This is a genomic window from Chryseobacterium sp. MYb7 (genome assembly GCF_002979455.1).
GTDB lineage: Bacteria > Bacteroidota > Bacteroidia > Flavobacteriales > Weeksellaceae > Chryseobacterium.
Genome location: NZ_PCOU01000012.1, coordinates 79644 through 93795 on the forward strand (window position 1 = coordinate 79644; position 14152 = coordinate 93795).

At 36.8% G+C, this 14152-nt stretch carries 14 protein-coding genes; 1 reads left to right on the forward strand and 13 read right to left on the reverse strand.

What is annotated here, in order from left to right:
* Positions 1–54: 54 nt before the first annotated feature.
* The 13 genes from CQ046_RS11595 to CQ046_RS11655 form a co-directional block, all read right to left on the reverse strand.
* The gene (locus CQ046_RS11595) at positions 55–690 is read right to left on the reverse strand and encodes a hypothetical protein (RefSeq protein WP_105702394.1); all 636 of its coding nucleotides are present in this window, start codon (positions 688–690) and stop codon (positions 55–57) included.
* Entirely contained in the window at positions 656–1282 is a 627-nt protein-coding gene (locus CQ046_RS11600) for a LolA family protein (RefSeq protein ID WP_105702395.1), read from the reverse strand. The genes CQ046_RS11595 and CQ046_RS11600 overlap by 35 nt, the downstream gene beginning before the upstream one ends.
* On the reverse strand, positions 1275–2030 hold the full coding sequence (locus tag CQ046_RS11605; RefSeq protein ID WP_105702439.1) for a polysaccharide deacetylase family protein: 756 nt from the start codon (positions 2028–2030) through the stop codon (positions 1275–1277). Before CQ046_RS11605 ends, CQ046_RS11600 begins: the two co-directional genes overlap by 8 nt.
* Before the next feature lie 212 nt (positions 2031–2242).
* Positions 2243–3304 carry a beta-ketoacyl synthase N-terminal-like domain-containing protein gene (locus CQ046_RS11610; protein ID WP_105702396.1) on the reverse strand — a complete coding sequence of 354 codons (1062 nt, stop codon included), beginning with the start codon at positions 3302–3304 and terminating at the stop codon, positions 2243–2245.
* Positions 3301–4500, reverse strand: coding sequence for a beta-ketoacyl-[acyl-carrier-protein] synthase family protein (locus CQ046_RS11615; protein WP_105702397.1), 1200 nt, complete (start codon positions 4498–4500; stop codon positions 3301–3303). Before CQ046_RS11615 ends, CQ046_RS11610 begins: the two co-directional genes overlap by 4 nt.
* Positions 4501–4567: 67 nt before the next feature.
* Positions 4568–4825, reverse strand: coding sequence for a phosphopantetheine-binding protein (locus CQ046_RS11620; RefSeq protein WP_034692439.1), 258 nt, complete (start codon positions 4823–4825; stop codon positions 4568–4570).
* A 75-nt stretch (positions 4826–4900) separates the two neighbouring features.
* Complete coding sequence (locus tag CQ046_RS11625) at positions 4901–5440, reverse strand: 3-oxoacyl-ACP synthase (RefSeq protein WP_105702440.1); 540 nt, start codon at positions 5438–5440, stop codon at positions 4901–4903.
* 10 nt (positions 5441–5450) lie between these two features.
* Positions 5451–6608 (reverse strand): beta-ketoacyl synthase N-terminal-like domain-containing protein, encoded by a 1158-nt coding sequence (locus tag CQ046_RS11630; RefSeq protein WP_105702398.1) that lies wholly within the window; start codon positions 6606–6608, stop codon positions 5451–5453.
* Positions 6605–7033: an acyl-CoA thioesterase gene (locus CQ046_RS11635; protein WP_105702399.1), complete on the reverse strand. Its 429-nt coding sequence runs from the start codon at positions 7031–7033 to the stop codon at positions 6605–6607. Before CQ046_RS11635 ends, CQ046_RS11630 begins: the two co-directional genes overlap by 4 nt.
* Complete coding sequence (locus CQ046_RS11640) at positions 7023–8291, reverse strand: ABC transporter permease (protein WP_105702400.1); 1269 nt, start codon at positions 8289–8291, stop codon at positions 7023–7025. Before CQ046_RS11640 ends, CQ046_RS11635 begins: the two co-directional genes overlap by 11 nt.
* Positions 8278–9036, reverse strand: a complete 759-nt coding sequence (locus tag CQ046_RS11645) for an ABC transporter ATP-binding protein (RefSeq protein ID WP_105702401.1) — start codon at positions 9034–9036, stop codon at positions 8278–8280. The genes CQ046_RS11640 and CQ046_RS11645 overlap by 14 nt, the downstream gene beginning before the upstream one ends.
* A 1-nt stretch (position 9037) precedes the next feature.
* Positions 9038–10033 (reverse strand): BtrH N-terminal domain-containing protein, encoded by a 996-nt coding sequence (locus CQ046_RS11650; protein WP_105702441.1) that lies wholly within the window; start codon positions 10031–10033, stop codon positions 9038–9040.
* A gap of 61 nt (positions 10034–10094) precedes the next feature.
* A complete protein-coding gene (locus tag CQ046_RS11655) occupies positions 10095–10499 on the reverse strand; it encodes a hypothetical protein (RefSeq protein WP_105702402.1) in 405 nt (134 codons plus the stop codon).
* 361 nt (positions 10500–10860) lie between these two features.
* Between CQ046_RS11655 and CQ046_RS11660 the strand changes: the two genes are divergently transcribed.
* Positions 10861–13773, forward strand: coding sequence for a M16 family metallopeptidase (locus tag CQ046_RS11660; RefSeq protein WP_105702403.1), 2913 nt, complete (start codon positions 10861–10863; stop codon positions 13771–13773).
* The last annotated feature ends 379 nt before the right edge of the window (positions 13774–14152 follow it).

Here is a 14152-nt window from a genome sequence, read left to right on the forward strand (position 1 = left end):
AATACAGTCAGGTCTGAAAAGAGCTCAAATATTGTACAATTTTTCCTGTTGGAGCTATTCTGTTTCGGTTATTTGAACTAGTTTTATATTGATCTTAAAATCCTTGTGCTGTAGATTTAAGCTATCCGCGAAGATATGCTTTTTTGCATCAAAAGTAAAATCGATTTTTTCCTTGTTGTTTTTCGTGTAAATGATCTGTTTCAGCAAACTGTTTTCTTTACTGAAGAATAAATAATAGCTTTTATTCTCAATTTTTGAAAGATAGATTTTTGCATTTTCATTCTCGAAACTTTCATTGACGGGATATTTTCTTTTCAGAAGCTGCTGAAAATCGTTTTTCAGGAAATTGATAACAATTTTTTTATCCAGATCAGGAAGTACATAATTCAGTTTAAAATCATTCTCAGAAACCTCAAAATCAATCAGTTTATTTCCAAAATCTGAAGTTAAAGCGACACGGTGTGTCGTTTCATTCAATTTTTTGATGATCAGAATTCCGCTTACATGGTTTTTATAAATATCCATCTGGCATTTGTAGACATAATCTTCACCGGAAGAAAAGTATAAATTTTCCACCATCTTTTCAGAAGAGGAGACAGGTTTTACATCTGTTAACTTATACGTTTTACAGGAAACGGCCAGTATCAGAATCAGGCTATAAAGAAAACTCTGACGCAGGAATTGATGCATTGATCTTTGTATTTTTGAAAACAATATTCGTAGTATCTCCGGAAGCCTCGGTCATATTCACTTGGGAAACCGTAGATTGGTTCTTTGGGAAAAACAGCTCAATCTGTTTGATGTATTTCAAAAGCTGTGATGTCTTGGGAATAAACTTCGCGACATTGTAATTTCCGTTTTTAAAATACGTTACTGTAAACTCAGGATCATTGAACATCGTTCCGTTTGAGCTTCCTACAATCAGTTTATTGATTTTTTCAAATGTTTTGCTCTTCGCATCTACAGAAGATTTTTTCCCCTGATCGTTGATGAAGATTTTATTGCTTTTAAAAACAATACTGTACTGATACGGTTTGGTATATTTCCAGCTCAGCATATTGGGTGTCTGCAAAGACATTTTTCCATAGGTAACGATGCTTTTATCCAGGAAATCCATTTTTTTGGTCTGGGTAAAATCACTCTGTAACGTTTTGATCTCTTTGGTGTCTGAAGAAACCTTCGATACAAATGCTTTGGCTTCAGCTCCTGACATTGCAGTGTTTTGTGCAAAAAAGAAACCGGAAACCAGTAAGAATGCTCCGAAAGCAATATTTTTAATCATTTCTATTTGAATTTATCACTGTATCAACAGTAAAGGTTGAATATTTTTTGTCCTCCAAAAATACTAATAAATTGGTCAGTACCAGAAAGGTCTTTTCCGAAGTGTCATGAAGAAGGATAATACTTCCTTTTTTCAAGCCCTTGGTTACTCTGCTGTAGATTTTATTTTCATCATTAGTAATAGTATCCAATGACCGGACATTCCAACCGATGCTTATTTTATTTGTCTTTTTGATTGCTTTTGCAATGTTGGGATTCGTCACTCCGAAAGGTGGTCTGTAGAGATCGGTCTTGATATTTCCCACGTTCTTCATGATTTCATCACATCTTTCAATTTCCTCAATCATTTTTGAAGTTGATAAAAACCCAGTGGAATTGGAATGTGATAAGGTATGATTTCCAATTGTATGACCTTCTGCAATAATTCTCTGAAACATCTCAGGGTATTTTTCAATCTGCTTCCCGATACAGAAAAAGGTTGCTTTTACCTCATGTTCTTTAAGCAGGTCTAAAAACTTTGGCGTAAATTCAGTAGGGCCGTCATCAAACGTAAGAGCAACTTCTTTGAGTCTGGTGCGTTTATGAGTAATACTATTGACAAAATATCCCAGTTCAATATCAAATGAACCCCAAACGACCACAGCAGAAAAAGCAAAAAAACAAAAAAGATACACCCAAAAGCTTCCGTGAAACGCATAAATAAAAACGTTACAGAAAAGGTAGAACAGGATGAAGGGATAGTGTTTCATTGCTGACTGTTTTTTAATTTTGAACTGGTCATTATGAGTTTTATGGGCATAATATTTATTGTATGCCATTGTCACTCCGTAGGAGTCTAGATAAATACAATTAATTTAACTTAATTTGTTTAGATTCCACGCTTCACTTCAGAACCTTGTTCACAGACCTTTTGTCTGTGCTCTGAATGACAAATAGACTGTATAATTTTCAATTTCAACAATTATGCCTTTTCCAATAATACCAGACTGTGATCATCACCCGCCAGATGATTGTAAAGAAGTACATTCTTCACATTTTCTTTTTTCACAGAATTGATCATCATGATTTCCGGAATTTGCTGTTCCTTCAAAATATGACAGGCTATAAAGGTTGAAAAACCACTTGCCGTATTAAATTCTCCGCTCAAATGTTTATAATACAGTTGTGATGAATCCGGAAACAGATCCATTGCTTTTGTATAATACATATCGGAGTCTGCATCTCCGCTGAATCCTAAAATAACAGCATCAATATCATTATTTGAAAGATTGTTTTGAGTTAAGAAATTCTGGATAAAATCCTGTACTTCATTCAATTCAACCTTATTGCTGATTTGGATATTCTTAAGCTTGGCGTACGAGCTTTCGGTCTTGTCTTTTCCTACCACAAAAAAACTGGCACCTTCTCCCCAGATCACTCCATTAGTTGTAGAGTTTAAATAATCTGCAGGAAGATCTGTTTCTTTTTTGATGGTATTGTTTAGGCAGTAAAGCTCCATGGTTCTGGCTGTCTGTTCATCTGTGGAACCTACCAGAACATTTTTTGCTTCTCCGTCATTGATCTGGAGCTGGGCATCCAGCAACGAAAACTCAAGTGAAGAAGAAGTGTTTACATAGGTGAAGTTATACGCATGGCACTGTAATCCCAGAGCAATCTGCCCGGCTACCGTGTTATGGGTAGACTGGATGAAAAAGGTCGGCGTAAGGAATTCTTCCTGATTATCAATCACGTTTTTCAGGAACTTTTCAGAATCCTGCGAGCAGCCCATTCCTGTTCCTACAATGATGGCATCCGATTTTTCAATACCAGCTTCTTTCAATGCATAATGTGATGCTACAGAACTCATTTTTACTGTTTTAGACATTCTTCTGATCATTGCAGGCGGAATGAACTCTTTGTAATTAGGTTCTATCGCTTTAATGATGTTTGAAGAATTCTCAGGAGTAAGATTCTGGAGAATATTTTCGTTTAAAGTGTCCTGAACAGAGATACAGGATGCACTGTTGATGTATACTGCACTCATGATTTTGAGAAAATTAAGGTTGAACAGTTTCCTCCAAATCCAAATGAGTTAGAAAGCACGTGATTAATGCTTTTCTCTTTCAGTTCGGTAACAGGTGTAAGATCGAACTCTTCCATTTTTGTTTTAAAATTCAGATTCGGGAAGATCATGCTGTTTTGCATGGCTAAAATTGAAAATACAGCCTCAATTCCTGCTGCAGCGGCCAAAGTGTGTCCTGTAAAAGCTTTTGTAGAGCTGAATTCAGGAACCTGGTTTTCTCCGAATATTCTTATCATAGCAATTCCCTCAGATAAATCATTATTGGGAGTAGCGGTTCCGTGAACGTTGATATAATCTATATTTTCTTTTTCCAATCCGGAGATTTTCAGAGCCTGCTGCATCGCTAAAAATGCACCTTGTCCGTTTTCTGAAGAAGCGGTCTGATGGTGTGCATCATTGGCATTTCCATACCCGGAAAGATAAGCAAGAACCTTTTTATTTTCTTTTTTAACGATTTCTTCAGATTCAAGAACTAAAAAAGCGGCAGCTTCCCCAAGATTCAGTCCTTTTCTGTTGTTGTCAAAAGGAGTGTTGTAAGAATCCGTAAGAATCATCAGGGTATTGAAGCCATTCAAAGTGAATTTTGAAAGAGAATCTGTTCCTCCGACAATCACACGGTCCAAAACTCCATTTTTAATCAGTTTAGCACCCATCATAATCGCGTTAGCTGCTGATGAACAGGCTGTACTGATGGTAGAAACCATTCCTTTTAATCCCAGATAATCGGCAATAGCCAATGAGGAATTTCCGGCATCGTGAGCGTCAATATATTTTTGCTTTTCAGGAAAGTCTTCGTAAGAGTAGAAATATTTTTCTGTAATATCCATTCCTCCTACACTGGTAGAAGAGATAAGCCCGGTTCTGCAGCTATTGATATCTGAAATTCCGGCACTTTCTACAGCTTCTTTGGCAGCCATCATTCCCAATAAAGACGTTCTTGTTATATTATTGTCTTCATCAAGCTGAAGTTTTTCTACAAGTGCTTCATTGGATAGCTTTATTTCACCCGTTTTAATGGCTCCGGCATGACGGGTTTCAAACATTTCAATATCTGAAATTCCATGTTTTCCGGATTGTAATGAAATAAGATTTTCCTCCACATTGTTTCCGATGGAGGAAATGATGCCCATTCCTGTTATGGCAATTTTTTGACTCATTAATTAGTTTTTCTTGAATTATTTAGCACAATGGCACAATGACTTGAACCCTAGGTTTAAATAATAATTATTTTGTTCTGTTGTCCTCGATGAATTTAGCCATCGTATCGATAGATTGGAAAATCTCTTTTCCTTTTTTAGGATCAGCTAATTTTATTCCGTAGTCTTTATCAAGAAGAACAATCAATTCCAAAGCGTCGATAGAATCCAGCCCTAATCCTCCTCCGAATAACGGATCAGTATCTTTGATTTCTTCTACAGATACATCTTCAAGGTTAAGAACTTCAATAATTTTGTGTTTCAATTCTGTTTTTAAGTTTTCCATAATTAAGTTGATTTATCAGTGTTTCAGTATATCATAAAGATCATTACATCATTGCACTGTTATATTGTTACATTTTTATAAGGTGAGCAAATATACAAAAGCTTTGTAATTTTCCTGATACAATTCCACCCAGCCGCACAATACTTTGTCAGCTTTTCCGGACTGCAAGATTTGTTCAGAATAATCATTTAAAAACTTCTCATCAAAATCATCCAGCACAAAAAAAGCATTTTCTGTCTGCATTTTGTGTTTAATGCTGATTTCGCCTACACAAATGTTAGGTAGAGTGTAGACAAAAACTGCAGGACTCGGATAAAAGTTATCCTGATCGTTAATGCTTTCCTGGTATTTGAAATCCGTATCCAGGCTGGATGATCTGTTGGCAAAAACGATAGCAGTTCTGCTGTGATCTTCGTCTTTCAAAATGGTTTCGGCGGAAAGAAAAGCCAGTTTGCTCAGGTTATCCATTTTATGAAATTTAGGATAGCTGAGATCTAAACTTTTATAAGCTTCTTTGGCAAATTTCTGAAAGACCGTGCTTTGGCTTTCAAAAATAAGATTTCCATCAATGGTTATTTTTGAATGTTCTATGGTACAGGTGTTCGTTTTCTTCATCACTTTCAGTTTAACATTTTTCCAGCACAACAGCCGCGTTACATCCTCCAAAACCAGAAGCAGTCTTTAGAATGTATTTTATTTCCGAAGTTTGGTTTTCTCTGATGATATTCAAAGGCTGGGTAACTCCCATTTCTTCAAAATTCTTTGAAGGAAGGAGAGTGCCGTGAAGAGCACTTTCCATAGAAATAATACTTTCAAGAAGTCCGGAGGCACCAAGGCAATGTCCATAATATCCTTTCATACTATTGAGCGGAATATTCTGAAGATCCATTCTGTTGAAAGCAATAGCTTCCATTTCGTCGTTATATAAAGTAGCCGTGCCGTGGGCAGAAATAAAATCGATTTGTTCTGAAGAAATATGAGCTTCAGTCATTGCATTTCTGATACTTGCATATAAACCGTCACCCGTTCTTGAAGGTCCGGAAATATGATTGGCATCATTGACGGCAGAGTCACCCAGGACTTTAAATCTTAATTTTTCGGTTTTTGGGATTCTTCCTTCGTCAGAATGACAGCTGGTTATATAGACAGCAGCAGCGGCCTCACCAATATTGATTCCGTCTCTGTTTTTATCATAAGGCTGGCAAGGTCCTGATCCTATTGCCTGAAATGAGTTGAATCCTGAAATAACAAATTCAGAAAGTTCATCACCTGCAATCACGAAGGCATCTTTGTATTTTCCTGCCTGAATCATATTCTTAGCAACAGAAATTGCCATTACCCCTGAAACACAGGCGTTAGAAACGATGATGGGTTTTGTTTTAAATCCAAAAAAATCTGCAATTTTTTCTGCTAATTTTGATAAATAAACGCCTTCCGGTAATTTAGGCTGGTTTTTTAACAGGCTGATATTTCCTTTTGTGGTGGAAAGGATGAAAGCGGTGTCTTCCGAAACGGGATGTTTTTCAACAAGTGGCTGTAAGCTTAAAAGAAGCATTTTTTCCAGTCTTGTGAAATTGATTGTATTCTGAGTGAAGACTCTGTTGAATTCTTCATTCATTTTGTCAGAATCAATCATAGAAGCATAAAAAGCATCCTGATTGTCTATAATTTTATGTAAAGCAACTCCCGATTTTCCTTCCAAAAGAGCATTCCAATTGGAATCATTAGTGAAGCCCAACGGAGTTACACAATTGTAGTCTGTGATATAAATTTCCTTGCTCATGATAATCCCATTTTATCTTTCCAGTTTTGAAAAAACTCCGGATTGTACAGGCATAAGCCTCCGTTACTATCAAGAAATACCTGAATCGTTTCGCCGCTGCATACCAATTGATCTTCCTTATTGAAAAGCTCATATCTGTAGATAAGCTTGGCAGAAACGGAATTGATAAACGTGGTCACAATCCTGAATGTTTCTCCATATTTTAAAGGAAGAAAATGCTCACAGGTACTTTTTACAATTGGCGTTACAAATCCTGCATTCTGAATATCAAGATAAGTAAGACCATGCAGACGTCCGAAAGCTTCTCTTCCGTCTTCAAAATACACGATATAATGTCCATGCCAGACAATTCCCAGCGGATCTGTTTCATTGAATCGTACTCTTACTTCTTCGGTACAGGTTAATGTGTTTTCTTTAGACTGCATTTTGTTTTTTTTCGTAAAAAATGGAAATGGCTACGGTGGCAATATAGAATAAGAAGAGGAATACCAATTCTTTGGCAATTCCGCCGATTCCGCTGTTTCTTAAAATAATATCGTAATAGGCATTCAATCCCCAGTTCATAGGGGAGAATTTCGCTACGGTCTGCATGAATTCCGGCATTAAAAATACAGGAACCCAGATTCCGCCAATAGCAGCCAAAACCACTACAGACGTTGCTCCGAATGGGGCAGACTGTTCCTGTGTATCAGCAATGGTTCCTAATAAAACTCCAAATCCAATGGCTGCCAATCCAGCAAAAAGGGTAACTGTCACAAGTTGGAACATTTTTCCGGATACATCAAAAGCGGGAAGATCCATATAAGGGAAAAGGTAAATTCCAACGGCAACCATCAGTAAAAACTGAATGATACAGATGATCAGATACGTAAATGTTTTTCCTAAAATATGTACAAAATAAGGAGTAGGGCTTATTCTGGCTCTTACACTTGTTCCCTGGCTTTTTTCTTTTACCAGATTGATGGATAAAGGAACTACAATAAAGAAGATTGCAAAAAGGGTCCATGCGGGAACGTTGTGCTGAACGGAATTCGGCATTACATCCATTTCTCCTTTCTTTGGAGTGATCTCCTTAAAGCTGATCAGGTTTTTATTTTCGTCAAGATTCTCCGTAGTGCCCAGTTGATCCTGGAATGCTTTGTAGATCTTTTTATTTTCAATCTCAAAAACCATTTTATTCACAGAATTCATCACAGAGTTCTTGAATCCGGCATTGGTAGCAGGGTCAAAGTACAAATGAATTTCTTTTGCTTTGGGAGCTGCTGTTTTTACTTTTGCAGAATCTCCTTCCAGTCCGAATGAACTTACTATGGTCTGAACTTTAGAATCAATATTGGAATTTAAATCTTTCGTTAAATTTTCCGGAATGACAATCGCCATCTGATAATCTCCGGAGAAAACAGCATCCTGAGCCGACTTTTCATTGAAGTTGGTCAGCAGCTGGAATGTTTTACTGTTTTCCAGTTCGGCTTTTATATTTTTTGAAACTTCAGATTTGTCCTGATCAATAAAAATAATCGGAATCTTTGATCCTTCAAGGTTTTTAAAGGTAGAATCCTGAATAAGGGTAATCGTTACAATCAAAAGCAAAGGCATCACAAAGATGATGACAATTCCTCCGATATCTCTTTTCAGCAGAAGAATTTCCTTAATAAAGCTTCTCCACAATTTATACAACAACATCTCTTAATTCTTTTCCGGTTAATGAAATGAAAACATCTTCAAGGTTTTCGGCATTCGCAATCTGTGAAACAAGTTCTTCAGGTGTTCCTACAGCGTGAATTTTTCCATGGTCGATGATGGCAATTTTTGTACAGAACTCTTCCGCTTCCGAAAGGTGATGGGAAGTATAAATAATGCAGGTTCCCTGTTTATTTAAATCCAAAAGATAGTCGATAATTGCTTTTTTAGACTGAACATCAACCCCCACTGTTGGTTCGTCAAGGAATAAAACTTTAGGATTGTGAAGAGTGCCGGCGATGAGGTTGCAGCGGCGTTTCATTCCTCCTGAAAACTGTCCTACCTGCTTATTGGCAAATTTTGAAAGTCCCATGATTTCCAGAGACTCGTCAATGGCTTTTTTGAGCTGGTTGTGCTTTAACCCATAAAGGCTTCCGAAAAACATCAAATTTTCTTTAGCGGTAAGGGTTGGATATAACGCATATTCCTGTGGAACGATTCCGATGATTTCTCTGATTTTAAAACCTTCCTTTTGTGGAGACAAACCATTGATGGTAAATTGTCCTGACGTAGGTTTTATGAGTCCTGAAAGCATAGAAATCAAAGTAGTTTTTCCGGCTCCGTTGGGCCCGAGAATTCCATAGATTTCATTTTTACTGATGCTCAAAGAGATATCATTTACAGAAAACTCATCAGAATTTTTGTATTTCTTGTATAAGTTTTTGATCTCAATCATATTTTCTGCCATATCAGATCGCTTTTCTCAGTTTTTTATAAAAAGCTTCTTCTAAATCTGCAATGTGCAGCATCGTTTTAGAAAGTTCGTTATAGATATTGCTTTTTGAGTTTCTATTTTTGTAAACACGGGCAATATCTACGGCAAAGTCTCTCCAAAGATCACCAATAGAGGTAATTTCTTTTGATAATTCCTTCAACTCATCATTTTTAAGAATGACAGCTGCTTCCTGAAGAAATGCTCCGTAAATAAATCTGAAACCTCCGCCTCCGGTTCCAATTTCTTCCTGCATTCTGATTAACTGCCCCAAATAATGGTTAGTTACTTTTGTGCCTTTCTTTTCTGCCCATTTCGGGATACTGTTGGCTACCCATCTCATTGCTTTTACTCCAATAAGAGGTACGGGAGCCAACATGTTTTTGCAGGTATCTTTGATCCCTTTTTTGATGGCTTCTTCAAGATTCACATTCTCCGGAACATAAATAGGATAATACATATGTCCTTTAGGAGGAAGTGCTCCTTTGGCATATCTTACTTTTTCCAGTTCTGCTTCGGAAAGGGAGGTTGTATAATCCATTACAGGATCACTGATCAGGAATTTTCCGTCTTCTTTTCCGTATACCACCAGGTTGTGAGCATTGAAGTGGAATTTGTATTCTTCCGGGAAATAGGTAAGGTTGAAAACGCCCACCTGAAGTCCGGTCGGAATATTTTGTTCCAAATTTCTTTCAAGAGCTTTTTGGGCATCTTTGGGGTTTGAGAATTTTTCTCTTTTGATTTTAATTCCTAATCTTTTGGCTGCTTTACTGAAAATAGCACCCGGCATCGGACGATAGCTGAAGCCCGGAGCAAAATTCACCTTTAAAAAAGGAAGATAGACAAAAAACAATCCAGAACCGATCCCGAAGATCATAGGCTCGCTTAGTTTCAGGCCTTTATTAAGCAGTAGATTAGAAGCAACACCGTTTTCGCAATGCGCAGTCTGATGGTGTTCAAAGTTTAATTTCATTTGCTGATTGTATCTTTTCATTGGTCAAATGGAACGGGCGTTGTGTTTTGCCTCATTTCATTTATTTTCCGTTGAAGTTTTTTAATTCATCCACTGAAATTCCGAATGCATCGGCATATTTTTTCAGTGCATTTTCGCTTAGTGTTTTGAATATTCCGGGCTTAAAATGCCTTTTTACCCTCCATTGCCACATTCCCACATAAGAAGCAAGGACTCCCAGATCCATTTTATTCAGTTCCATAAAATAGGCAATAGGACTTGCTATATTACGGGCAACATTTTGCTTTGCTTCCTCAATTCTTTCATAGATAAGCTCCATAGATTCATCCAGAGCAGCTTTCTTGGCATCCCAGCCCGTACTGTTTGCTGTCGTGTAGTTGTCGTTCTCATCCGTCACATACAGAACTTCTGTCATGTTGGCGGATTTCAGGTTACTTTCGTCTTGAGGCAGGTCTTGCTTTTTCATCTAAATAATGTTCATTTTTTTAGATTCCAGATGAAAAATTCTTCACCTGTTTTTGATTCTTTTAATCAGGTGGCTAAAATAGTGAAAATACATTATATGTAAATCATATTAAATCTGAGGGAGTTAGTATCATGAAATAGAGGTGATATCTTCAATAAATCTTCAACATTATAATAAAACCGGATTTTTTATTTTTCCCATTGAGAAGGAAAGCTTTAGCTAATCATGTATAAAATTATCTTAAAAGGATCTCTTAAGATTTATTATTTCCACTTGTAACGGTTCTCTTGTAACAAGTGTCTGTATAAATAAGACTAATGTCTAGAAATTTGGATAGAAAAATAATTATTAAATAACAACTATGAAAAAGTTTTTTATTTCTGTTTCGCTTTTCTGTATGATCAGCGCAATGGCACAGAAATTTGAGACCCAAAAGCTGACAGATGCTCAAGGGTATTCTTATGAAACTGTAAAGAATGACCAAGCCGGAGTACGTGTGTATACCCTGAAAAATGGATTAAAAGTGTATTTGGCAAAAAATGATGATGCCCCGAGAATTCAGACTTATATTCCGGTAAGAACAGGATCCAATAATGACCCAAGTGATAACACCGGATTAGCTCACTATCTGGAACACATGGTTTTCAAAGGAACTTCACATCTGGGAACTCAGGATTGGGAAAAAGAAAAAGTTTTACTAAAGCAGATCTCTGATCTTTATGAGCAGCATAAAGCAGAAAAGGATCCTGAAAAAAAGAAAGAACTTTATAAAAAAATTGATGAAGTTTCTCAGGAAGCCTCTAAATATGCTATTGCCAATGAATATGATAAAGCGATCTCTTCCTTGGGAGCTACAGGAACAAATGCTCATACATCTCTGGATGAAACGGTTTATAAAAATAATATCCCTTCCAACGAATTAGAAAAATGGTTAAGAGTAGAGAAAGAACGTTTTTCAGAATTGGTATTGCGTCTTTTCCATACAGAACTTGAAGCGGTATATGAGGAATACAACAGAGCTCAGGACAATGACAGCCGTCTTGTATTCTATTCATTGATGCAGGCTCTTTTCCCAAAACACCCGAACGGACAGCAGACTACAATTGGGACTTCTGAACACTTGAAGAGCCCTTCTATGGAAGCGATCCACAAATATTTTGATACGTATTATGTACCTAATAACATGGCTGTAGTATTGGTTGGAGACCTTGATTATGACAAAACTATAAAATTAGTTGATCAGTATTTCGGAGCATTCAAATACAAAGAACTTCCAATGAAAAAGATGGTTACGGAAGAGCCGATGACCAGCATTGTGACAAGAACTGTGAAAAGCCCGACTACGCCAAGAATGACGATTGCGTGGAGAACGGATTCTTATGGAACTCAGGAAGCAAGACTGGCAGATATCGTATCTGAAATCTTAAGCAACAGAGGAGATGCTGGATTAATTGACCTTAATATCAACCAAAAGCAAAAAACGCTTGGAGCAGGTGCTTATGAGTCACCTTACAAAATGTATGGAACATTTGGACTGGTAGTAACTCCTAAAGAAGGACAAAGTTTCGATGAAGCTAAAAAACTTCTGATGGATCAGTTGGATCTTGTGAAAAAAGGACAGTTTCCGGACTGGATGCTGAAAGCTATCGTAAATGATAAAAAAGTTCAGCGTATGAAGAGCTGGGAAACAGCTGACGGATTAGCAACTGAATTGTATGATTCTTATATCAATGTTAGAACATGGGAACAGGAGCTGGATGAGATCAATCAGTATGATAAAATCACGAAAGCTGATGTAGTGAAATTTGCCAACGATTTCTATAAAGACAATTATGTTGTTATTTATAAAGAAAAAGGAGTGAATGACAAGCTTGTACGTGTACAGAATCCAGGAATTACACCTATTAAACTGAACAGAGAAGCTCAGTCTCCTTTCCTTAAAGATATTCTGAATACAAAAGTACCTGAAATCAAACCAGAATTTATTGATTTTAAAACGGCTATTCAGACTTCAAAAATCAAAGATAAGACGGTAAGTTTCGTAAAGAACAAGTATAATGAGATCGCTCAGATCAGTTATGTTTTCCCTTTCGGAACAGATAATGACAAGGAACTTTCTATTGCAGGAACTCTTTTTGAATATCTTGGAACAGATAAATATACTCCGGAACAGCTGAAAGAAGAATTCTTTAAGCTGGGAATCAGCTATAGCCTGAGAACTTCCAATGACCAGATGATTATTACACTGAGTGGTCTTGAAAGTAATATGAAGAAAGGGGTAGAACTGATGAACCACTGGATGACCAATGTAAAAGCTGATAAAGCAATTTATGCTCAGACCGTAAAAACAATCCTGGAATCAAGAGCTGCTGCTAAGAAAGATAAAGTAAGAATCATGGCAGCCCTTTCAAACTATGCTAAATATGGTAAAAACTCAAGAATGACAGACATTGTTTCCAAAGAACGTCTTGAGAGTATTGACGCTGTAGAATTGATGAAGAAAGTGAAAACACTAAATCAATATCCTTATCAGGTGCTTCTTTACGGACAGGATCAGGCAGGTTTGGAAAAAGCCGTGAAGCCTTTTATCATCAATACAAGCCTTCAGCCAGCACAGGCAAAAGAATATGCTGAACCGACTACGGAAGGAAAAGTATACTTCACGAATTATGACATGGTACAGATGGAAATGTCTAAAGTGGCAAAAGCTAATACCGTAAATCTTGGGAATTTTGGGAAAGCCAATGTTTTCAATGAATATTTCGGAAGAGGTTTGTCTTCTATCGTTTTCCAGGAAATCAGAGAAAGTAAGTCATTGGCTTATACTGCTTATGTTTCTTACGCAAATGCTACGGAAAAAGGGAAAGCAAACTATGTTACAAATTATATCGGAACACAGTCAAATAAGCTTCCTTTAGCGGTAAATGCAATGAATGATTTAATGATATCTTTACCACAAATTCCGGCTCAGTTTGAAAATGCAAGAGGTTCTGCATTAAAACAGATTGCATCCAACAGAATCAACAGAACGAATATCTTCTTCAATCAGTTAGCATTGAAAAAACTAGGGGTTGATTATGATTTGAGAAAAGATGTTTATGCTGAAATCCAGGGACTGACATTACCACAGCTTACAGGATTCTACAATACTGAGGTGAAACCTGTAAAATATAATACAGCCATTATCGGGAAGAAAGAAAACCTGAATATGGAATCGATCAACAAAATGGGTGAATTTCAGGAAGTATCTCTTGAAGAGATCTTTGGATATTAATTCTTTTGTTAAAAATAATGATAAGAGCGGGACAGCAATGTTCCGCTTTTTGTTGTTTAAAACCGTTTCTCCCTGATGATCAGGGTTTCACGGTTTTCTCCAATGTTTCACATGAAATAATTCATCTAATGATGATGTTTTAATTATTGTAGTAAATTGATTATCAGCTAGTTTGTAAAGATGTGATAAATGTGGATATAAACAAAAAAGGAACGTTTTTTCATAAAGGTATTGTAATCAATTCAATAGAAGTGGGCTATGATTCTGAGCGGAGACGAAGAAAGCCCGCTTAAAAAAAAAGAAAAATCAATTGGCTTTAGCCAAAACCGGATTCAGCACAAAGGTCACTAATGGATTGCACAAATTATCACGAATCTGG